Origin of the sequence: Lysobacter concretionis Ko07 = DSM 16239 (genome assembly GCF_000768345.1) — a bacterium.
GTDB classification, from domain to species: Bacteria; Pseudomonadota; Gammaproteobacteria; order Xanthomonadales; family Xanthomonadaceae; genus Novilysobacter; species Novilysobacter concretionis.
The window spans coordinates 558114-579565 of the sequence record NZ_AVPS01000001.1 but is presented as its reverse complement, the minus strand read 5'-3'; the positions used below and the strand labels follow the sequence as shown (position 1 = coordinate 579565).

Here is a 21452-nt window from a genome sequence, read left to right as displayed (position 1 = left end):
GATGCGTTCGGCTTCGATGCGTTCGGCTTCGGCGCGCTCGATTTCGCTCCGTTCGGCCTCGAGGTCCACGTCGTCTGCAGCGGTGTCCGCATCGAGATCATCGACACCGGAGACGTACGCGGTGAGGTCGACCACCGACAGGCCCGCGGTGGGAGCGCTCGGCAGCGGCACTTCGATCTCGTCCGCCGGCAGCTGCACGCGCGCGGCAGGCAGGCTGTCACGCAACGCGGCGAGCCGTTCGGAGACGCCTGAAAACTCCGGGATCCGCGGGCGGCTGGATTGCAATGCGGCCAGGGTTCCGGCCACCGCCGTGCACACTTCGGCAATGCCGGCGACACCTTCCGTGCTGGCCGGCGTACCGGCCGCGAGCAGCCGCCTGACATACGCCTCGGCCGGGGTGGTGATCTCGGTGATCACCGGCACTTCGGTCATCGCGAAAGCGCCATTGAGCGTGTGGATTGCGCGCTGCAACTGGTCATCGGCCGGCTGCGGCTCATCCTGGCTGGCGGCGAGCCAGGCCCGGATCGTCGCCAGATGCCCGGTGACTTCGGATCCCAGGATCTCCAGCAGCACCGGGTCGACCGATGCCGGAACTCCGCCCTCTGCCAATGCCGCCTCGAGGGTGGCTTCCTCAACAGAAGCGGTCTCCGCGACGGGCTCCGGGTCGGCAACGACGGCCGTTTCAACTACGTTGTCGGCGGCATCGGCCTCGACCACGTCGGCCTCGAGCACGGGCGCCACGTAGAACGCTTCCTGTCCCTCGGCTACCCGGTCCGCGACCACGGCGATTCCTGCGAGGTCGGCGCTGATCGCCTGCGTGCCTTGCAACGCCGCGTGCAGCTGCGGCAACACGGCATGGGCGTGATCGACAACCGCCACCACCGCGGGACTGGCCAGTCGCGAGCCATCCAGCACGCGGTTGAGCATGTTCTCGATCTTCCAGCTGAACTCGCCCAGGGTCTTGGCGCCCACCAGACGGCCGCTGCCCTTCAGGGTGTGGAACACCCGGCGGATCGAGCGCAACTGCTCCATGTTTTCCGGTGCCTGGCGCCAGTTGCCCAGCATGCTGCCGAGATTGGCGATCTCCTCTTCCAGTTCTTCCAGGAACACCTCGCGGATCTCGTCATCGATATCCGCGCTTTGCTCGAACCCGTCGACACCCTGGTCGACCAGGGTGCTGGTGGCCTTGGCCGGCGCATCCTGGCTGACGGGAAGCGGTTCGGCTGCGGGCTCCACTTCCGCGGTTTTCTCCGCGAGCTCCGCGCCCACTGCCGGTTCCACCAGGTCGGCGGCGCGTGGCGGCGCATCCATCTCGCGCGCAGTGACGGCCCACTGGTCGAGCGCGGCGGCGGCGTTGTCCTCGTCCTCGTAGGACAGCGGCGAAGGAACGTGCTGCTGCTCCGGCTCGGCGTCGCTCGGCAGCGGCCAGTAGCCAAGCGCCTCCAGGCTGTGGCGGGCGATTTCCAGGATCCGGTCGCGATTGGGCCGCTGCTCGCGCAGCGCTTCCAGGTAGTACTCCACGCTGGCCAGCGCATCGGCCATGGTGTCCAGCTGCTTGCCGTTGGGCACGCGCTTGCGCTCGATCAGCTCGACTTCGGTGTAGCGCTTGACCCCCAGCAGGTAGTCGGCCGGCAGGTGCAGGTCGAGGATGCGCAGGGCACCGCCGACTTCCTCCAGCAGGCGGGGGATCTCCACCAGTTCGGCGTGATCCCAGTTGGTTTCCACGAACGCGACGAACGACTGCCGCGCATCGCCGAAGTTCGCGATCGCTTCGCGCACCACCACCTCGAGCACCTTGCGCGATTCGCTCGCCAGCATGTCCTCGTCGGCGCGGTCATCCGACAGGCCCAGCCGTGAGACCTGCTCGTCCAGCGAAGCCTCGACATACAGCAGCGCACCGGCGACATCGAGAAGCGCCGACTCGTCGGCGGCACGGTTGCCGGCGACGATTTCGTGCATCGCGTCGCGTTGCTGCATCACCACGCCCCGCGCGATGCCCAGGCCCATCATGCCGAGTGTGTCGCTGACCCGGCCCAAGGCCTCGACCTGCGGGCGCAGGTCCTCGACGCCGGTCTGGCCGGTCCGCAGGTGCAGGTCCAGCGCGTCCTTCACCCGCAGCAGGTCTTCCTTGATCGCGGCGGAGACGGTATCCAGCAAGGCCCGGTTGCGCCCGCTGAGGCTGCCGCGGGCGTGGTCGAGTTCCGACTCGCTGGGCAGCTCGGCATCCAGCTCGAACGTCCTGCGCAGGCTGTCCAGCGCCGGGTGGCCGCCTTCGCTGTGGGCCACGTGATACAGCAGTTGCCGGGTCGGCTCCGCGTTGGGCTCGATACCCGGCGCGTTGTAGCCGTTGTCATACAGGATCTGTCGCGCCTCGCGCTCGACCCCGCCGAATGCCAGGCGCAGTGCGCGGGTCGGCGGCAATGCGCCATCGCGCAACGCACCGGCCACCGACGACGCCACCCACAACATGCGTCGCAAGGGCTCGACCGCCACTTCAGCGAGCAGGCCGTCCACAACGGTCGCCAGATGCGCGGCATCCGCGGGCACCCCGCCTTCGGGCCACTGCGCCAGCGCGTCGCGCAGGGCGGTCAGGTTGCTGCTGACCGGCCGTACGCCGGTGCGGATCGACGTGCTGGCGACCTCGGGCGCCGGCAGGTCGCCGGGCAACGGGCGGTCCAGGTTGGGCGCAAACAGCACGCTTTCATTCAGGCCGGCCTCACCACGGGTCGCGCGCAACTCGTTGAGCAACGGCAGCAACACGATCGGGATGTCGCGATGCCCGCCCTGCAGCCGCTCCAGGTAATCGGGCAGCTGGACCGCACCGCGCATCAGCATCGCGCAGGCGTCATCCCGGTCGGTGATCTCGCCATGCAGCAATCCCAGCGCGAGACGCTCCATTTCCTCCGCCACCATCGCCGGTGCGTACAGCTCGACCATGCGCAGGGTGCCGTGCACCTGGTGCAGATGGCCGGCGCACACGCGCATGGCGCTGCCATCGCCCGGGGATTCGGCGTAGGCCTCGATTTCCTGGCGCGCCTGGCGCAGGGTCTCGTCCAGCTCCGGCTTGATCCAGCCCAGCGTGGTGGTGTCGATCGCGTCGCGCATCACCGTCATGGCGCGACACTCCGCTGTTCAGGGCAGTGGCGCAGCGGGTGCGGGCGGCCGGGGGTCAGGCTGTTCATCCTTCGATCCAATTCTTGCCTCAGGCCGGGAGCTTGAAGTCGGCGACCGAGCGGCGCAGGTCGGCGGCCAATTGCGCCAGATTTCCAATCGATTGCGCGGTCTGGTTGGCGCCTTCGGTGGTCTGCGAGGTGATCTGCTGGATCGTGTTCATCGTCAGGGTGATGTTGGCCGCCGCACCGGACTGCTGTTGCGCTGCGGTGGAGATGCCCTGGATCAGCCCGGACAGATCCGACGACACCTTCTCGATCTCGCCCAGCGCGGTACCCGCGTCCTCGGCCAGGCGCGCACCCGCGACCACCTCGGTGGTGGTCTGCTCCATCGAGCTGACCGCCTCGTTGGTATCGGCCTGAATCGTCTGCACCAGCGACTCGATGCGCTTGGTCGCGTTGGAGGAGCGTTCCGCGAGGCGCTGCACTTCGTCGGCCACCACCGCGAACCCGCGGCCGGCCTCACCGGCCGAGGCCGCCTGGATCGCCGCGTTCAGCGCCAGGATGTTGGTCTGCTCGGAGATGTCGTTGATCAGTTCAACGATCGAGCCGATCTCCTGCGAACTCTCGCCCAGGCGCTTGATGCGTTTGGAGGTTTCCTGGATCTGGTCGCGGATGCTGTCCATGCCCTGGATGGTCTGGCGCACCACGCCGGCACCGGCCGTCGCGATCTGCACCGAGCGCTGCGCCACGTCGGCGGACTCGGCGGAGTTCTTCGACACCTGGTCGATGCTGGCCGCGATTTCGCTGATGCGGCTGGAGGCCGAAGTGATCTCCTGCGCCTGGTGCTCGGCCGCCTCGGCCAGATGCATCGCGGTGGCCTGGGTTTCCTGCGCGCTGGAGGCGACCTGCACCGAGGTATCGGTAATGGTCTGCACCAGGCTGCGCAGCTGCTCGACGGCGAAGTTGATGGAGTCGGCAATCGCGCCGGTCATGTCCTCGGTCACGGTCGCCTTTACGGTCAGGTCGCCTTCCGCCAGCGAGCCCATCTCGTCCAGCAGGCGCATGATCGCCTCCTGGTTGCGGTCGTTGAGTTCCTTGGTGGTGTTGTAGCGGACCTGCTGCGCCTTGTTCAGCGAGATCAGCAAGCCGGCGATCGCCAGCAGGGCGATGAAGCCGGAAATGATCGAGACCCACAGGTTGCCCAGGATGCTGGTGTCCTTCAGCGAGCCGAACGCGTTGAACGCGCTGAACAGCGACTCACTGTCGGCCAGCAGCTTGTCCGAACCGGTGGTGATCGCGTCCGCCGCGGCCTGGGCGCGGAACAGGTCCTGCGAGCTGTTCAGGATCGCGTCCAGATCGGTCTTCATCGTCTCCCACAGCGCTTCGGCCTGGCCGAGCGCATTCACCGCGCCGGCGTTGCTCAACGCGGTGATGCCGGTCGTCTCGTCGCCCTTGCGCAGCCCGGCCAGCACGTTGCCGAATACCGCGGCGTCCCGCGCCAGGCCTTCGCCCGCCGCCTCGGCGGTACGGCCACCCGCGCGGATTTCGGTCACCCGGCGCGCCATGGTGCCCGACAGCACCACCTGGCGAAGTGCGTAGTAGACCTGCGAGGAAGGCGAACCGCTGCTCGACATCGCGCGCACCAGTTCGTCCAGCCGCGCCTGCAGGTCGGGAACCTGCTTGTCGAAGTTGTTGGCGTTCTTGGCCAGTCCCAGCACCGCCTTCTCACTGGCGATCACCTGCTCGGCGCTCTTGCCCAGCGGCGCCCAGGTCTTGCTGGTGGTGGCGATCGGGCCGGACACCCCCGGGGTGTCGCCGAAGTTGCTGTTGAGATCGCCGATGTCGGCCTCGATTTTCGCCTTGGTCGCCTTGAACGCGCCGAACGCGGCGCTGTCACCGCCGACCGCTTCGCGACCCTGCACCGCCAGGCGCTGCGAGAGCACCTGCAGACTGGATGCGGAGGAACTCGCGCCACCCAGGCGTGCGGTTTTCCAGGTGGCATATGCGGTATTCAGGCCGAAGATCAGCACCGACACGCCCAGCACGACCAACCAGGTATTGACCCCGATGTTGCGGGCCTTGCCGGCGACGGAATTCATCTCAGTGCTCATGTTCGACCTCAATTGCGTTGCTGGCGTGGTTTTCAGTGGCGCGGGTTTCGAGCCTGGGCGGCTCGAACGCGGCTTGTCGGAACTCGGGGGTGCGCGCCAGCCGGTCCAGGCTGAAGATTCCCCAGGTGTGGTCGTCCGGGCGATAGGCCCGGTCGATGAAATGCGAGTAGCGGCCATCGGCCAGGCCAGGCGTCTGGAGGCCATCGGATACGAGCTGGGATTCGTTGAAGCTGCGCTGGCCGAACAGCTCGTCGATCAGCACCGCGACATCGCCGCCGGGCTGACGGACCAGCAGCATGCGCTGGCCTTCGTGCAGGACCGTGCGCTCGCCTTCCAGGAACTGTTTCAGATCGACCACCGGCAACAGGTTGCCGCGTACGTTGGCCAGACCGAGCAGCCAGGCGCGCGCGCCCGGGACCGGCGTGACCTGCGGCAGCGGCAGGATCTCCAGCACCTCGTCGAAGCCCGAGGCCAGACGGCGGTTGCCGATCCGGTAACCCACCCCGCGCCACAGGCCCGGGGCATCCAGCTGCTCCGGCAGGCCGGCAACGTGGGCCAGGCTGCGACGTTCGTAGTCGACCAGGATCGCGAACGGGTCAAGCCCCGCGACTGGCGGATTCACGACTCCAGCAGCTCGTTGATGCGCGCGATCAGCTCGTCTTCGCGCGGTGGCTTGACGATGTAATCCCGGGCCCCCTGACGCAGCCCCCAGGCCTTGTCGGTCTCCATGCCCTTGGTGCTCACGATCAACACCGGGATGGCTTTGGTCTGCTCGTCGCGCGACAGCGCGCGGGTCGCTTGGAAACCGTTCATGCCCGGCAGGATCACGTCCATCAGGACCAGGTCCGGTTGCTCCCGACGGCAGATATCGATGCCGTCCTCGGCGTTGCCGGAAGCCAGTACGTCGTGCCCGTTGCGTTCCAGCAACTGGGTCAGGACCGCCGTATCGGTCGGCGAATCCTCGATCAGAAGAATACGTGCCATGTGGTGCCCTACCCCCCCGGTCAGGCGTTGTTGACGTGCGTTCGTATGGCGTCGAGGAGTTCCCCGCGCGTGAATGGTTTGGTGAGGTACTGCTCGGAACCCACGATACGGCCACGCGCCTTGTCGAACAGGCCGTCCTTGGAGGACAGCATGATGACCGGCGTGTTCTTGAAAACCTGGTTGTTCTTGATCAACGCGCAGGTCTGATAGCCATCCAGTCGCGGCATCATGATGTCCACGAAAATGATCTGCGGTTGTTGGTCGGCAATCTTTGCCAACGCTTCGAAGCCGTCGGTGGCGGTGACCACCTCGCAACCTTCGCGCTTGAGCAACGTTTCAGCGGTGCGGCGGATGGTCTTTGAGTCGTCGATCACCATGACTCGCAAACCATCGAGGCTGCCGTTGCGGACCTCGTCTTGCATTTTCCAGTATCCCCAGTGTTGCGAAGCGCTGACGCGAAACCCCGAGTCCGCGTCGCGTAGGCTCCCTTTATTCCAAGCCGGATGCAAGCTGTCAAGCACGCCATCCATGCACAGCGATGATGAATGCGCGCTGCCGGGCCAGGACGGCGGACCTGCCTGCTACCATCCGTCGCGCCCCCTATGACCTCCCACCACCATGCCACTTGACATCGTCGTCGTGATGGATCCGATCGAGTCCATCAAGATCGCCAAGGACTCCACCTTCGCGATGCTGCTCGAAGCACAGCGCCGCTCGCACCGGCTGTGGTACGTGGTCCCGGGAGGCCTGGGCCTGCGCGACGGCAACGCGGTCGCCACGATGGCGCGGCTGGCGGTCCGTGACGACCCCGACGGGTGGTTCGAGCTTCAATCGCCGTCGCAGTACGAGCTGGGTGCCGGCCATGTGCTGCTGATGCGCAGGGACCCGCCGGTCGACAGCGAATACGTCTACGACACCCAGATCCTCAGCCTGGCCCAGCAGGCCGGCGCGCTGGTGGTAAACGACCCGCAGGGCCTGCGCGACTACAACGAGAAGCTCGCCGCGCTGCTGTTCCCGCAGTGCTGTCCGCCCACCGTCGTCAGCCGCGACACGGTGGCGCTGAAGGCGTTCATCGCCGACCAGGGCGAGGCGGTGCTGAAGCCGCTTGACGGCATGGGCGGACGTTCGATCTTCCGCGTCGCCCACGGCGACCCGAACACCAACGTGATCCTGGAGACCCTGGTCGGCGATGGCCCCAACCTGGCGATGGCGCAGCGTTACCTGCCGGAAATCGCGACTGGCGACAAGCGCATCCTGCTGGTCGATGGCGTGCCGGTCGACTATTGCCTGGCGCGGATTCCGCAGGGCGACGAGTTCCGCGGCAACCTCGCCGCCGGCGGCCGCGGCGAGGGCCGTCCATTGAGCGAACGCGACCGCTGGATCGCCGCCCAGGTCGGTCCGGAAATGAAACGACGCGGGATGTTGTTCGTCGGCCTGGACGTGATCGGCGACTACCTGACCGAAGTCAACGTCACCAGCCCGACCTGCATCCGTGAACTCGACGCGCAGTTCGGCCTCAACATCTCCGCCGGCCTGTTCGACGCGATCGAGGCACGGGCCGCCAAGGCATGGGCCACCGCCGCGACATGAGCGCGGTAGCGGCACCCCCGGTCATCGACGAGCGGCAGCGCCTGGGCGCGACGATGGTGTTGTCGCTGCTGGTCCACGGCGTGCTGCTGCTCGGGGTCGGTTTCGCGCTGGAGAGCGCGGCACCGGTGATCCCGACCCTGGACGTGATCCTGACCCAGACCACCAGTGCGCTGACGCCGAAACAGGCCGACTTCCTCGCCCAGGCCAACAACGAGGGCGGCGGCGAGCACGACAAGAGCACGCGCCCGCGCGAAAACCAGTCCGGCCCGCTGCCGCAGGCCAACGATGGCGTCGCCCCGCGCGAATTGCGGGCGCAATCGCCGGCGCCGCAGCCACCGCCGCGGGCGCGGATCATCGCCAGCACGCGCGGCGATACTGCCGTCGCCACCGCGCAGGCTACCCCGGAGCCCGAAGAGCGCCCGTTGCCTCCGGGTCAGGAAAAGATCGATCGCGACATGGCGATGGCGCGGCTGGCGGCGGAAATCCACCTGCGCTCGGAACGCTACGCCAAGCGCCCCAAGCGCAAGTTCGTCTCCGCCAGCACGACCGAATACGCCTGGGCCGGCTACCTGCGTGACTGGGTCGACCGGGTCGAGCGGGTGGGTAACCTCAACTATCCCGACGAGGCGCGCCGTCGGCGGATGGCCGGGCAGGTGGTGATCAGCGTCGCGATCCGCCGCGACGGCAGCGTTGAGCGTTCCGAAATCGTGCTGACCAGCGGCATCCCGCTGCTCGACGCCTCCGCTCTGCGCATCGCCAAGCTGGCCGAGCCCTACCCGCCGCTGCCACAAACCGACGAGAACCCCGACGTGTTGCACGTGACCCGGACGTGGGCGTTCCTGCCGGGCGGGGAGTTGGTGGATCGCTGAGGGATCGGCCCTGCCGCGACTGCAGGGGGCAATCGATCGCGGAATACCCGCGTCGCAATGGCCCGGTCGATGGCGCCGCCGATGCGCTACTGGTCGCGCGAAGCACGCAGTGCTTTCTGCTCGGCAATCGTCAACGCGACGTTGTTGCGCAGGTAGGCCGGCTCGACCTGTTCCGGCGCGAGCGCCTCGCCACGGGCGAATGCGGTCGCCGCCAGGTGCGCCACGGCCGCCGCGTGCGGCAACGCGGCCGGATCGATCGACGCGAAGCGCGACTGCCAACGCGACGACAGCGCGCCGTCACACGCGGCGAAGCCGGTACCGATGCCGTGCCAGTCGTTGCGATCGTCCGGCAGTTCCGCCTGTTCGGGGGCGAGCACGGCTTCGGCGCTGACCGCGAAGACATCGTCGCCGTGCAACTCGAAGGCGCCGGTGTAGATCTCGCTCATGCGCGCGTCGATCGAGGCCAGCACCCGCCGGACGGGCGCATCCGGTCCGGACATCCGTGGATATTCGACCGCACACCCGACCAGCGGCCCGGCCGCGAGTGCGGCCAGCGTGGAGACCGGCACGATCGGCCGATCCAGCGCGAGGGCGACGCCCTGCCCGATCGCGATCGCCAGCCGCACGCCGGTGAACGCTCCGGGACCGCGACCGAGCGCGATCGCGTCGAGCTGGGATTTCTTCAGCCCGGCTTCGGCCAACAGCTGCCCGGCCCAGGGCAGAACCAGCTCGGCGTGCCGGCGCGGGGCGATCTCGAAGCGCTCGCGTACATCGCCGTCGATCCACAGCGCCACCGAACAGGCCTCGGTGGCGAGCTCCAAGGCGAGCAACTTCATGGCGCCACTCCATCGAACGCTTCCGGCGCGGGGGCCGGCTTGTCTGCCGGTTGCAGGTGCAACTGCGGTTGCGACGCCGTCAGTCCCGGCTCGGCTGCTGACCCGGCGATCGAAGCCGGGGCGAAGAACGCGACGGCATCCTCGATCCGGCGGGTTTTCGGCAACGGTGGCAGCGAATCCAGGAACACCTTTCCGTAGCTCTTGCCCACCAGCCGCGGATCGCACAGCACCAGCACGCCGCGATCGGTCTCGCTGCGGATCAGGCGGCCGGCGCCCTGCTTGAGCGCGATCACCGCCTGCGGCAACTGCTCGTCGCGGAACGGGTTGCCGCCGCCGCGCCGGATCGCCTCCAGCCGGGCTTCGAACACCGGATCATCCGGCGCGCCGAACGGTAGTTTGTCGATGATCACCACGCTGAGCGCGTCACCCGCCACGTCCACGCCTTCGCGGAAGCTCGCCGAGCCCAGCAGCACGCCGTTGCCGGATTCGCGGAAACGCTGCAGCAGCAACGAGCGCGGCGCCTCGCCCTGGACGAACAACGGCCACGGGCCGTCGCGCAGCAGGGTCGCCGCCTCGCGCAACGCGCGGTGCGAGGCGAACAGCACGAACGCACGCCCACCGGAGGCTTCCAGCACCGGCCTGATCGCGGCCACGACCGACTCGGTGTAATGGCGGGCGGACGGCTCGGGCAGGCCCGGCGGCAGGTAGCACAGCGCCTGCTGCGGCCAGTCGAACGGGCTGGGGGCGAGCAAAGTGGTCGGCTCCTTCAGGCCCAGCTTGATCGCGTAGTGCTCGAAGCGGCCGCCGATGGCGAGCGTCGCCGAGGTGAACACCCACGCTGCATGCGAGCGGGCGCGGTGCTGGGCCAGCGGGCCGGCCACATCGAGCGGGGTGCGGCTGAGGCGGAAGCCGCGCGCCGTGAGTTCATACCACAGCACGCTGGGCTCGCTGCCGGTCGTCAGCGGGCCGCGGTCGTCGGGGTCGGCAGGCGGCGTCTGGTCGAAATCCGGATCGTTGCCGGCATCGATGAAATCACCCGACTCGTCCGCTTCCTCGTTGTCTGCATCCTCACCGTCGCCATCACGCCAGCGGCGCAGGCGGTTCTCGAACTCCTTGGCGCGCGCGGTGCAACTGTCGAAACCCGGCGCCGCTTCGCGCAGTGGCAACAGCGCCGCGTGCAGGTCGCGTAGCCCCAGCAGCAAGGCATCCAGGCCGGCTTCGGCATTGGCGTCCTCCGCAGCGCGGCGACGGGTGCCGCGCACCGGCAATTCGTCCATCGCCGCGCGCAGGCCGCGCACGGCCTGCTCGAGGGCGCGGGCCGGTTCCTGCAGCACCGCCAGCGCACTGGGCACCTGCCTGCATTCGGCCAACGCATCGCGGGCCAGTTCGACCAGCGGCCGCGCACTCAGCGCCTCGCCGAAGAACTGCGCGGCCAGCTCGGGCAACTGGTGCGCCTCGTCGACCACGAACGCCTGTGCGCCCGGCAGGATCTCACCGAAGCCTTCCTGCTTCAGGGCCAGGTCGGCCAGCAGCAGGTGATGGTTGACCACCACCAGGTCGGCGGCCTGCGCGCGCTGGCGCGCCTGCACGACGAAGCATTCGGAGAAGAACGGGCACTCGCTGCCGAGGCAGTTGTCGGTGGTGGAGGTCACCATCGGCAGCAGCGGCGAGTCGTCCGGCAACGCTTCCAGTTCGGCCAGGTCGCCCATCCGGGTGCGCCCGGCCCAGGCGACGATGCGCTGGAACTGGGCGGCCATCTCGCGGCTGTGGAAGCGCGGCTCGCCCTTGGCCTGCTGCAGGCGGTAATGGCACAGGTAGTTCGCGCGGCCTTTCAGCAGCGCGGTCTTCAGGCCGATGCCGAGCGCATCGCGCACGCGCGGCAGGTCGCGGTGATAGAGCTGGTCCTGCAGCGCGCGGGTGCCGGTGGACACGATGGTCTTCAGGCCCGACAGGATCGCCGGCACCAGGTAGGCGAAGGTCTTGCCAGTGCCGGTGCCCGCTTCGGCCAGCAGCACGCCGCGGGAATCGAAGGCGTCGGCGACCGCGGCGGCGAGGTCCTGCTGGGCGGCGCGCGGCGCGAACGCGGCGATGTTGCGGGCCAGGTCCCCGCCTTCGCTCAAGGCGGCGCGACTGGCGTTGCCCAGGCGGCTTCCGGTTGCGTCCATGTCAGAACTTGTCGTCCATCTCAGTAGCGCGGCGGCGCGGTGACGGTGCAGGCATCGCGCTGGGCCCGGGCGGCGGCAAGCGCATCCGCAGCCTCGGTGTGGCCGGTTTCGGCTGCCGCCGGTGCGACCTCGACAGACGCGCGGACGGCCAGCACCTGGACGACGGTTTCCCAGTGCCGGCGGCATTGCGGGCCGACCTCGGTGCCGGCGGCGATCGCCTGGCGCGCCAGCCGCTCCGCCGCGTCGAGGTCGTGCAGCAGCAACGCGATCTCCGCACGCGCCTGCAGCAGGCCCGGATCGCCCGGCTGGATCGCCAGCGCCTGGTCGATCAGGCCGGCGGCCTCGTCGTACCGGCCCTGCGCTTCTTGCCGGGCGGCATCTTCCTGCAGATCGCCGACCTGCGGATCGCCCAGCGACCGGACCACCAGCTCGCGCTGGTCGGCGGCGCCCGCGGCGCGGATGGCGAGCACCATGGCGCTCGCGTCGAAGACCGGTTGCGGCGGTGGCGCCGGCGGCGCGGTGGTGCAGGCGACCAGCGCCGATGCCAATACGGCGGCGAAGGGAAGATGACGCCAGTTCATTGCATGTCCTGCGGCTGTGGTGCCGGTGCGGGGGCCGTCCCGGCGGCGGGCGCGGGCTCGGTGCGGGTGCGGCCGATGCCGAACCATTCGCGCCAGCCGCTGCGGCTTTCGCCCTCCGGATCAAGGGTCGGATCGAATGCCGGTTCCGGCGGCTGGCAGGGTTCGTACGCCGGTGCAAAGCCGGCCACAAAGGCGAACCGCGCCGCGCCGGGACAGCTCGCGTCGGTGGTGTTCGATCCGGTCACCCACTGCCAGTCCAGGCCTTCGTCGCCGACCTTCAGCGGCGCGCTGGGCAGGCGCTTGAACAGGTGCGACCACACCCGCATGCCGCCGGTGGAGCCGTACAGCCCGGTCGGCTGGTTCTGGTCGTTGCCGACCCACACCACCGCGAGGTGGTCGCCGGTGTAACCCGCAAACCAGCTGTCGCGGCTGTCGTTGCTGGTACCGGTCTTGCCGGCGGCGTTGAGGCGACCCAGGCCATCGGACACCAGTTGCCGTCCGGTGCCGCTGGAGACCGCATGTTGCAGCGCGATGGTCACCAGCCGCGCGGCCACCGCATCGCCGTCCTGCGCGGGCGCGGGCCGGGTGTCGTAGCGGTTGAGTGCCTGGCCGTTGGGGTCGAGCACGCCGCGGACCGCGTGCAGCGGCTGGATCTCGCCGCCCGACGCGAGGAACTGGTACAGCTGCGCCATCGCATACGGGCTCTGGTCGAGCGAACCCAGGATCAGCGCCGGGTTCGGTTCGGCCTTGATGCCGGCCAACGCCTGGGTCAGGTCGGCGATCCGGCGCGGATCGACCTGCATGCCGATCCGCACGGTGGCCTGGTTGTAGGAGCGCGCCAGCGCGTCGATCACCCGCACGCTGCCGTGGCTGCGGCCATCGGCGTTGCCGGGCGTCCAGCGCTTGCCGTTGCTGAGCGCGACGGTGACCGGGGAATCATCGACCCAGCTGGCCAGCGACCATTGCCCCGGCGTGGCGAGCGCGAGCAGGTACACGAACGGCTTGAGCAGCGAACCCACCGGACGGCGCGCCTCCACGGCACGGTTGAAGCCCGGCTGCGAGGGCGTGCCGCTGCCGACCACCGCCAGCACCTCGCCGTGGTGCACATCGGTCAGCACCAGCCCGGCTTCCAATGCGGGCCGGTTCTTGCCGGCCAGGCCCTTCAGCGTCGTGGTCACCGCGCTTTCGGCGTAGGCCTGCGCGGACGGCGCCATCCCGGTCATCACGCTCAGGCCCGCACCGGCCAGGGCGTCGGACGAGTAATCGCTTGCCAGTTGGCGACGGACCAGGTCGACATACGCCGGAAAGCGGTTGGCCGAGGTGCTGCCCGGATCCTGGGTGATGCCCAGCGGAGCCTTGCGCGCGCGCCGGTATTCGGCATCGTCGATCAGGCCGGTTTCAAGCATCTGCTCGAGCACGAAGTTGCGGCGCTCGGTCGCCCGTTCCGGATTCCGGCGCGGGTCGTAGTACGACGGACCGCGCACGATGCCGATCAGCAGCGCGATCTGCTCGGTGCCCAGATCGGACAGGTCGCGGCCGAACCAGAATTCCGACGCCGCCGCGACCCCGTGGATCGCCTGCGCGCCGCGCTGGCCCAGATAGACCTGGTTGAAGTAGGCCTCGAGGATGACCTTCTTGTCGTAACGCGCCTCGATCAGGAGCGCGTAGATGATCTCGTTGAACTTGCGGGTGAAGGTCTGCTCGCGCCCGATCCCGAGCAGGCCACTGCGCGCCAGTTGCTGGGTCAGCGTGCTGGCGCCCTGGCGCGCCTCGCCGGAACGCAGGTTGACCCAGGCCGCCCGCACGATGCCCGACAGGTCGATGCCGTGGTGGTGGGCGAAGTCGCGGTCCTCGACCGCCTGCAGACCGGTGACCAGCAGCTCGGGCACCTCGTCGAGCTGCACCAGCCGGCGCTCTTCCTGCTTCTGGCCGTACAGGGTGGCAATCCGCGCCGGATCCAGCCGGATCTCCCTGGAGGAGCCCTTGGCTCCGGTGGCGCGCAACGTGCCGACCCGGCCACCCGACAGGCTCAACTGCACCATCCGGGGGGCCACCGGACCATCGACATCGTCGAAGCCGCGACTGGAAATCTTCCAGTTCCCGCCCTCGTGTGCATAGGTGCCGGGGCGCTCGCCGTCACCGGGGTGGTAACCGGCAGCCTGCAGCTCGGTCTTCAAGGTGTTGGCGTCCATCGCCAGACCCGGGGCGAGCGCCAGCGGCCGGCCGTAGACCCGGGTCGGCAACTGCCAGCGCAGCTGGTCGAAACGCTGGCCGACCTCGTGGTTGAGGTAGAGCGAATACGGAATCAGGAAGCCCAGGCCCAGACCCACCGCCGCCAGGGCCCACGTGGCCAGGCGGCGTCGCCATCGCGGCGAGCGGGTGTCATCGGGGTTCACATCGTCTTCGTCGTAATCGATTCGGGCCACGGCATGGGACAATGACAGGGCTGTGCCCTCGCAGACCCGAGTTTAACGCAGCCGGCACGGGCTTCCCTGCGGGTGTGCCAGGCCCGGTTCGATACCAGTTCAGGCCCTTGCCGGAGCATGCTTGCCGAAGCGTGGCCGCGGGCCTTATCACCGTTGGAGTTGTAAAGCATGCCGATGTCGCGGGCCGACCTGCGGTTCCTGTTCGACCGCAGCACCGGGCTGATCCAGCGCGGCCTGACCAGCCTGCGTACGCGGGGGGTGCAGGCCTCGTGGCGGCGACTGATCAAGCACTTCCGGCGGGTCCCCGGGTCGCAGCGCGCGAGCTTGTACCTGCCCGAAGCGGAACCGTTCGCACCGTTCGCGGTACCGGCCAGCGGGGCACCGCGCGCCAGCATCGTGATCCCGGTCTACAACCAGTTCACGCACACCCTGGGCTGCCTGCGCGCGCTGGCCGCGCACCCGCCACACGCGGCGATCGAGATCATCGTCGTCGATGACGGCAGCAGCGACGAGACCGAAGCCGCGCTGTCGCAGGTGACCGGCCTGCGTTACCACCGTCGTGCCGGCAACGGCGGCTTCATCGCCGCCTGCAACGACGGCGCGGCACTGGCGCGTGGCGAGTTCGTGGTGTTCCTCAACAACGACACGCTGCCGCAACCGGGCTGGCTGGACGCGTTGTTGGCGACCTTCGAGCAGCATCCGGACACCGGGCTGGTGGGCGCGCAGCTGCTGTACCCCGATGGGCGGCTGCAGGAAGCCGGCGGGTTGGTGTTCGCCGATGGCAGCGGCTGGAACTACGGCCGGTTCGAATCGCCCGACGCCCCGCCCCATGCCTTCGTGCGCGACGCGGACTACTGCTCCGGCGCGGCCATCGCCATTCCGCGGGCACTGTTCATGCAATTGGGCGGCTTCGACACGCGGTATGCACCGGCGTACTACGAGGACACCGACCTCGCGTTCTCGGTCCGCGCTGCCGGGCTGACAGTGCGTTACCAGCCCGAATCCCGCGTGGTCCATCTGGAAGGCGCGACCTCGGGCACCGACATCACCCAGGGGCCGAAGGCTTACCAGGCACGCAACCAGTCGATTTTTGCCGACAAGTGGCGCGACGCGCTGGCCGGCCGGCCCAGTGTGGGCAGTTGCGCCGATACCGCGGCATTGAGCCGCTACCCGCGCAAGGTGCTGCTGATCGACGCACTCACGCCCAGGCCGGACCGGGACTCAGGCTCGCTGCGGCTGGTCAACCTGATGCGCATGCTGCGCGAGGAAGGCGCGCACGTGGTGTTCCTGCCGGCCGACCGCCGGCACGGCGGCGCCGATACCCGCGCGTTGCAGCAACTCGGGGTCGAGGTCTGGTACGCGCCGTTCGCGGCGCGACTGCCGGTGTGGTTGCGTGAGCATGGGTCACGCTTCGACACGGTGCTGGTATGCCGCCATTACGTCATGCGCGAGATGCTGCCGCTGCTGCGCCGGCATGCGCCGCAGGCCCGGATCGTGTTCGACACGGTCGACCTGCATTACCTGCGCGAGCGCCGGGGCGCCGAACTGGCCGACGACCCCGCGCTGACCCGTGCGGCCGGGCGCACCCGCGCCCTGGAACTCGACGTGATTGCCCGCAGCGATGCGACGCTGGTGGTCAGCGAGATCGAACTGGAACTGCTGTCGCAGGATGCACCGCAGGCACGCGTGGACGTGCTGTCCAACCTGCACCGCCTGGGTGGCGAGGGACTGCCGTTCGAGCAGCGCCGCGACCTGATGTTCGTCGGCGGCTTCCGCCATCCGCCCAACGTGGACGCTGTGTGCTGGTTCGTCGAAGCGGTCTGGCCTTTGCTGCGCGCGCGCGAACCCTCACTCCAGTTCCACTGCATCGGCGGCGACGTGACCGCGGAGGTCGGCGCCCTGGCCGCGCAGCCCGGCGTGATCGTGCACGGCCATGTGCCGGATCTCACACCCTGGCTGGCGGGGGTGCGGCTGTCGGTTGCGCCGCTGCGCTACGGCGCGGGCGTCAAGGGCAAGGTGAACCAACCGATGGCCCACGGCCAGCCGGTGGTGGCCACCACCTGCGCCATCGAGGGCATGCACCTGCGCCCCGGCCTGGATGTGCTGGTCGCCGACGATGCCGCGGGCTTCGCCGAGGCGGTATTGCGCGGCTACCACGACGCCGCGCTGTGGCAGCAGCTGGCCGACAACGGGCGGGCCAATGTCGAGCGCCACTTCTCGCTCGACGCCGGCCGCGCGGTGGTGCGTCGGGTACTGCTCGGGCGGGACTGAGCGCGCCAGCCCGGCGGATCCCTAATCCGCCGGTGCCGACAACGACGCCGCGCGTACCCGGTCGGCGAACGCCTGCAGGCCGTCGGCAGCGGGATCCAGCGCGCGTGCCGTGTCCAGCGCATGTCGGGCCGACTGCAGCTCACCCGCCCCGAGGCGCTCGTCGCCGACTGCGATCCATCGCAACGCCAGTTGCCGCCGGGCGTTGCGGATGATGGCGTCCTCGCCCTCCAGCAAGGCATAGGCGTCCAGGCAGCCCCCCGCGGTGGTCAGGCGGTTGCCGCGCAACGCGCGTTCGAAGCAGTCATGGGCCGCCGGCCGCAGCCGGGCCGCCATCGCGATCACCTCCGGGTCGTTCGGTGCGATCGCCCGTGCGGTGCGCAGCTTGTCGTAGGCGCTGTCACCCGGCGGCAGCAGAAAGTCGCCACGGGCCTCCGCCGAACTGGCGGCCTGCAGCAATTCGCGCACGCGCTGTTTCCGCTGGGCCGACGGCAGGTCCCTGTGCAACCGTTCCTGCGACAGGCGCGCCTCTGCCAGATGCCGGCGCGCGGCCAGTACCGCCGGCGCATCGGGTGCAATCGCCTGCGCTTCCAGCAATTCGCTCTGGGCCTGGCGGATCCGCAGGTCGGCCGCGTGGCGACGGCTCAGCGCCGCGTGCGCATTGGCCACCCGCACCTGCCCGCGCGCGGCTTCCGCATTGTCGGGATAGATGCCGCCCACCTGGCGGTACCCATCCAGTGCCCGGGCGAGACGGCCACGCCGCAGGTCGTCGTCGGCCTTGCGCAGGCGTTGCTCGATCCGCGCGCCCAACATCGCCAGCGTCTGCGGCAGATCCATGTGCCCGGGGTCGGCCACCTGCACCCGCTCCACCAGCGTGGCCGCACGCGCCAGATCACCGTCCTCCATCGCCCGGCGGGCTTGCTGCAGCAGATCCGCCAGGGTGTCCTCCCGGCCTTCCAGCGCGATCACGTTGTTGGGCTGCAATACCAGAACCCGTTCGAACAACGGCAGCGCGCTGTCGGCACCGCCGTCCAACTGCCCCGCCGCCCGTGCTGCGGCGGCGGCCGCCAGCAGCCGGTCCACTCCGGTCGCATCGCGTTCCAGCTCGCGCAGGCGCAGGTCCAGCGCATCGACGCGGGCCCGCGGCATGGTCAATTCCCGCGCCAGGTGCAGCGACTTGCGCGCATCGTCAAGCCGGTGTTGCTCAAGCGCCACCTGCGCCTGCACCAGCGCCGCATCGCCGACCCGGACCAGCCCGTCGCGTGCGCCGTCGCGATCGGGATCCAGTGCCAGCGCGGCTTCGTACAGTTCGCGGGCGCCAAGGCCGTCGGCACGGGTCAGCTCACCGGCCTGCAGCGCCTGCGCCGCGTCGGTCCGCAGTTGCTGGATCCGGGTATCGGGCCACAGCCACTCGGAGATCGGCCGCCGCAGCACCAGCAATCCCGTCAGGACTCCTACCACAAGGGCGGCGGCCAGCCAGCGCCGCCAGGCCGCAACGGGGACTGGTGACGAAGGCGGCGGCCGGCAAGGAACACCGCCAGCACCGCGCGCGGACGGGTCCAGCCACGGCTCCACCCGCGGGCGCGATGGCGCGCGGTCGTTGTGGCGTGTCATGGGAGAAGGCTGCCGCTGCGCATGCTTCAAGCATAGTCCGGGCGGTGAGCGACCTCGAGGCGGGCCACCCGTCGCAGCCACGCCACATCAGCTGCGCCGCGCGTGCTCCACGCCGGGCAGGGCGGCGAGCTTTCCGAGCAGCGACGACAACTGGTCGAAGTCGGCCACCTTCAGCCGCATCCGGATGCGCATCACGTTGCGCCGCGAGTCGCTGCGGATGCTGCCCATGTGCACGTTGGCCTGGGCGATCAGGTTGGTCACTTCCTTCAGCAGCCATTTGCGATCCACCGCCATGACTTCGACATCCACCTCGTAGCCGCCGCCCGCGCCCCACTCCACCGGCAACACGCGCTGGGGCTCTTTTTCGGCCAGGCGTTGGAAGGTCGCGCAGTCGGCGCGATGCACCGTGACGCCGCGTCCGCGCGTCAGGTAGCCGGCGATGGGTTCGCCCGGCAATGGCTGGCAGCAACGCCCCAGCTGCGCCAGCAGATTGTCGATGCCCTGCACGGTGAAATCGCGGGTCTTGTTGGCCGCCGGTCTGGGCAGCGGTGCCGATGGCAGCACCACCGGCGGCGGCGCGGTCAGTGCGCGCTGATGGTCCTGAAGCAGCCGGGCGACCTGGTGCGGGCCGACGTCGCCGAGCGCCACGAGAACCTGCAACTCGCCATCGCTGGCGAGGCTGAAACGCTCGCGCGCCGGCGTGAGGTCGGCGCCGAGCAGGCCCAGCTTGCGCAGCTCCTTGTCCAGCAGTTCCTTGCCGGCGGCCTCGTTGCGCTCGCGGTCCAGCCTGTGGAACCAGTTGCGCACCTTCTCGCGCGAACGGCTGCTGGCGAGGAAGCCGTTGGCCTCGATCAGCCAGTCGCGCCGCGGCTCGCCGGTCTTGGCGGTCATGATCTCGACCCGGTCGCCGCTGTGCAGGCGGTAGTCCAGCGGCACGATGCGGCCGTCGACCTTCGCGCCGCGGCAGCGGTGGCCGACCTCGGTGTGCACGCGGTAGGCGAAATCCAGCGGCGTGGAACCCGCCGGCAGGTCGATCACCTCGCCCTTCGGGGTCAGGACGTAGACGCGGTCCTCGACCAGCTCGGTATCCAGCTCGCGCGCCAGCGCGGCATCGTCGGCCACGCTGTCGTCGGCAGGCTCCAGCAGCTTGCGCATCCAGGCGATCTTGCGGTCGAACGCGGCATCGCCGCCGCCTTCCTTGTAGCGCCAGTGCGCGGCCACGCCGAGCTCCGCCTGCCGGTGCATCTCGAACGTACGGATCTGCACTTCCAGGGTCTTGCCTTCCGGACCGATCACCGCGGTGTGCAGCGATCGGTAGTCGTTGCGCTTGGGACGGGCAATGTAGTCGTCGAACTCGCTGGGAATCGGCGTCCAGGTGGCGTGCACCACGCCCAGCGCGGCGTAGCAGGCGGCCAGGTCGTCGACCAGGATGCGCACCGCGCGCAGGTCGTACAGCTCGCTGATCGGGGCCTGCTTGCGCTGCATCTTCTTCCAGATGCTGAAGATGTGCTTCGGCCGGCCGGCGATGTCGGCTTGCAGGCCTTGCGCGGCCAACGCCTGGCGCAGGGTCTGCTGGACCTCGTCGATGTAACGCTCGCGATCGATGCGCTTCTCGTCCAGCAGCTGGGCGATCTGGCGATAGGTGTCGGGCTGCAGGTAGCGGAACGCGAGGTCTTCCAGCTCCCATTTCAATTGCCAGATGCCGAGCCGGTTGGCCAGTGGTGCATGGATGTCGCGGGTCAGGGTCGCCAGGGCGACGCGGCGATCCTCGGGCAGCGTGGCGGCCTGCTGCATGCGCGCCAGTTGCCGGGCCAGCAGGATCGGCACCACGCGCATGTCGCGCACGATCGCCAGCAACAACCGGCGCAGGCCCTCGCTGCCGCTGCGCCCTTCCTGCTCGGCATGCAGCGCCCACACCTGGGCGGCGGCGCGCTGGCCATCCAGCAACGCGACCAGTGCGGGATGCTCACGCTCGAATTTCGGTCCCAGCGCCGCCTGCAGGCCCGGATAGGTGTGCAGGATCGCCGCGGCGAGGCTGTCGCTGTCGGCATCCAGCCGCTGCAGCGCGGCGAGCATCGCCTGCACGGCGGCGGGCGGATCGCGCGGGTCGTTGCCGACCCCGGCGTTGCCCGTCGCCGCTTGCACCATCTGCTCCAGCAAGGGCGCGGCGATCGTGTTCGCCGGCGCCTGCCGCAACATCGCCAGCAATGCCTCGGGCGATGCCGCGACCCCAGTGCCGCCGGCCGGCGCACCGTCGGATGCCGTAGCGGGGGAAGCAGTCGGGCTCATCGCAGCGGGCAATTCATTTCGACGCAGGGGAATGTCTACACTAGCGACCAACCGTCCGCAGGAACAGCCCATGCCTTCGACCAGCCACGCGCCCGCCAAGACCCCGCGCCGCTTTCGCCCGCTCATCCTCGTCAGCGCACTGTTGCTGGCGCCGTTCGCGCTGGCGCAGGACGCGAACCGGATCGAACAGCAGATGACCGCCGAGCAGTTCCGCAACGCCGGCCTGGACCAGCTCACACCCGGGCAACTGGCCAACCTCAACGCCTGGCTCAACCGCACCCTCGACACCGAGACGGCCAAGGCGGCGCGGATGGCCGAGGACAAGGTTCAGCATGAGAATCGCGGCTTCTTCGGTGCCGGTTCCAAGGAGCCGGTGACCGGGCGCCTGCAGGGGACGTTCGCGGGTTTTGCCAAAGGTCGCAGCTACACCCTCGACAACGGCCAGATCTGGCAGCAGACCGACAATGCCACGTTGTCCGGCGCGCAGATGGACAGCCCGCAGGTGCGTATCGCGCCGGGCCTGCTGGGCACCTGGTACCTGCAGATCGAGGGCTACAACACCCGCGCCAAGGTGCAGCGGGTCAAGTAGCGCAGGCATCGATTGCG

General features: G+C 69.3%; 14 protein-coding genes and 1 pseudogene. 4 read left to right on the top strand and 11 right to left on the bottom strand.

Annotated features, from left to right (window positions below; genetic code table 11):
• From N792_RS02380 to pilG, 5 genes and pseudogenes are all read right to left on the bottom strand, one after another.
• Window positions 1-3114: Hpt domain-containing protein (locus tag N792_RS02380; RefSeq protein WP_198025563.1), on the bottom strand; the 3114-nt coding region annotated here is incomplete at its 3' end.
• An 88-nt stretch (window positions 3115-3202) separates the two neighbouring features.
• Entirely contained in the window at window positions 3203-5224 is a 2022-nt protein-coding gene (locus tag N792_RS02375) for a methyl-accepting chemotaxis protein (RefSeq protein WP_036192139.1), read from the bottom strand.
• A gap of 67 nt (window positions 5225-5291) precedes the next feature.
• Window positions 5292-5846 (bottom strand): annotated as a pseudogene (locus N792_RS02370) (chemotaxis protein CheW); the annotation flags it as partial.
• Window positions 5843-6208, bottom strand: coding sequence for a response regulator (locus tag N792_RS02365; RefSeq protein ID WP_036192137.1), 366 nt, complete (start codon window positions 6206-6208; stop codon window positions 5843-5845). The gene N792_RS02365 and the pseudogene N792_RS02370, both read right to left, overlap by 4 nt.
• 20 nt (window positions 6209-6228) lie before the next feature.
• Window positions 6229-6630 (bottom strand): twitching motility response regulator PilG, encoded by a 402-nt coding sequence (gene pilG / locus N792_RS02360; protein WP_036192136.1) that lies wholly within the window; start codon window positions 6628-6630, stop codon window positions 6229-6231.
• Window positions 6631-6826: 196 nt separating this feature from the next.
• Between pilG and gshB the strand changes: the two genes are divergently transcribed.
• The gene (gene gshB, locus N792_RS02355) at window positions 6827-7798 is read left to right on the top strand and encodes a glutathione synthase (protein WP_036192135.1); all 972 of its coding nucleotides are present in this window, start codon (window positions 6827-6829) and stop codon (window positions 7796-7798) included.
• Complete coding sequence (locus N792_RS02350) at window positions 7795-8667, top strand: energy transducer TonB (RefSeq protein WP_036192458.1); 873 nt, start codon at window positions 7795-7797, stop codon at window positions 8665-8667. Before gshB ends, N792_RS02350 begins: the two co-directional genes overlap by 4 nt.
• A gap of 86 nt (window positions 8668-8753) precedes the next feature.
• On the opposite strand, the gene tsaB is transcribed toward N792_RS02350, so the two are convergent.
• From tsaB to mrcB, 4 genes are read right to left on the bottom strand one after another with little or no spacing between them, the layout of a single operon-like run.
• Entirely contained in the window at window positions 8754-9503 is a 750-nt protein-coding gene (tsaB, locus tag N792_RS02345) for a tRNA (adenosine(37)-N6)-threonylcarbamoyltransferase complex dimerization subunit type 1 TsaB (protein ID WP_036192134.1), read from the bottom strand.
• A complete protein-coding gene (gene yoaA / locus N792_RS02340; RefSeq protein WP_084105308.1) occupies window positions 9500-11668 on the bottom strand; it encodes a DNA repair helicase YoaA in 2169 nt (722 codons plus the stop codon). The genes tsaB and yoaA overlap by 4 nt, the downstream gene beginning before the upstream one ends.
• 20 nt (window positions 11669-11688) lie before the next feature.
• Window positions 11689-12249 (bottom strand): tetratricopeptide repeat protein, encoded by a 561-nt coding sequence (locus tag N792_RS13915; protein ID WP_052103276.1) that lies wholly within the window; start codon window positions 12247-12249, stop codon window positions 11689-11691.
• A complete protein-coding gene (mrcB, locus tag N792_RS02330; RefSeq protein ID WP_036192133.1) occupies window positions 12246-14675 on the bottom strand; it encodes a penicillin-binding protein 1B in 2430 nt (809 codons plus the stop codon). Before mrcB ends, N792_RS13915 begins: the two co-directional genes overlap by 4 nt.
• Window positions 14676-14843: 168 nt before the next feature.
• Here mrcB and N792_RS02325 point away from each other — a divergent pair, with 168 nt between their 5' ends.
• Window positions 14844-16946 carry a glycosyltransferase gene (locus N792_RS02325; RefSeq protein ID WP_036192132.1) on the top strand — a complete coding sequence of 701 codons (2103 nt, stop codon included), beginning with the start codon at window positions 14844-14846 and terminating at the stop codon, window positions 16944-16946.
• Between the two features lie 21 nt (window positions 16947-16967).
• Here N792_RS02325 and N792_RS02320 read toward each other — a convergent pair whose 3' ends face one another.
• Complete coding sequence (locus tag N792_RS02320) at window positions 16968-18557, bottom strand: hypothetical protein (protein WP_156969257.1); 1590 nt, start codon at window positions 18555-18557, stop codon at window positions 16968-16970.
• 87 nt (window positions 18558-18644) lie between these two features.
• Entirely contained in the window at window positions 18645-20756 is a 2112-nt protein-coding gene (locus N792_RS02315) for a RelA/SpoT family protein (RefSeq protein ID WP_036192446.1), read from the bottom strand.
• Window positions 20757-20916: 160 nt separating this feature from the next.
• On the opposite strand from N792_RS02315, the gene N792_RS02310 reads away from it, so the two are divergent.
• The gene (locus tag N792_RS02310) at window positions 20917-21435 is read left to right on the top strand and encodes a hypothetical protein (protein ID WP_052103273.1); all 519 of its coding nucleotides are present in this window, start codon (window positions 20917-20919) and stop codon (window positions 21433-21435) included.
• Window positions 21436-21452: the final 17 nt, after the last annotated feature.

What these genes read in the sequence shown, in the direction of transcription:
- N792_RS02350 (WP_036192458.1), top strand. Translation starts at nt 7,795, where the DNA reads ATGAGCGCGGTAGCGGCACCCCCGGTCATCGACGAGCGGCAGCGCCTG.
- yoaA (WP_084105308.1), bottom strand. Translation starts at nt 11,668, where the DNA reads ATGGACGCAACCGGAAGCCGCCTGGGCAACGCCAGTCGCGCCGCCTTG.
- N792_RS02325 (WP_036192132.1), top strand. Translation starts at nt 14,844, where the DNA reads ATGCCGATGTCGCGGGCCGACCTGCGGTTCCTGTTCGACCGCAGCACC.
- N792_RS02365 (WP_036192137.1), bottom strand. Translation starts at nt 6,208, where the DNA reads ATGGCACGTATTCTTCTGATCGAGGATTCGCCGACCGATACGGCGGTC.
- gshB (WP_036192135.1), top strand. Translation starts at nt 6,827, where the DNA reads ATGCCACTTGACATCGTCGTCGTGATGGATCCGATCGAGTCCATCAAG.
- N792_RS02320 (WP_156969257.1), bottom strand. Translation starts at nt 18,557, where the DNA reads ATGACACGCCACAACGACCGCGCGCCATCGCGCCCGCGGGTGGAGCCG.
- tsaB (WP_036192134.1), bottom strand. Translation starts at nt 9,503, where the DNA reads ATGAAGTTGCTCGCCTTGGAGCTCGCCACCGAGGCCTGTTCGGTGGCG.
- N792_RS13915 (WP_052103276.1), bottom strand. Translation starts at nt 12,249, where the DNA reads ATGAACTGGCGTCATCTTCCCTTCGCCGCCGTATTGGCATCGGCGCTG.
- N792_RS02375 (WP_036192139.1), bottom strand. Translation starts at nt 5,224, where the DNA reads ATGAGCACTGAGATGAATTCCGTCGCCGGCAAGGCCCGCAACATCGGG.
- pilG (WP_036192136.1), bottom strand. Translation starts at nt 6,630, where the DNA reads ATGCAAGACGAGGTCCGCAACGGCAGCCTCGATGGTTTGCGAGTCATG.
- N792_RS02315 (WP_036192446.1), bottom strand. Translation starts at nt 20,756, where the DNA reads ATGTTGCGGCAGGCGCCGGCGAACACGATCGCCGCGCCCTTGCTGGAG.
- N792_RS02310 (WP_052103273.1), top strand. Translation starts at nt 20,917, where the DNA reads ATGCCTTCGACCAGCCACGCGCCCGCCAAGACCCCGCGCCGCTTTCGC.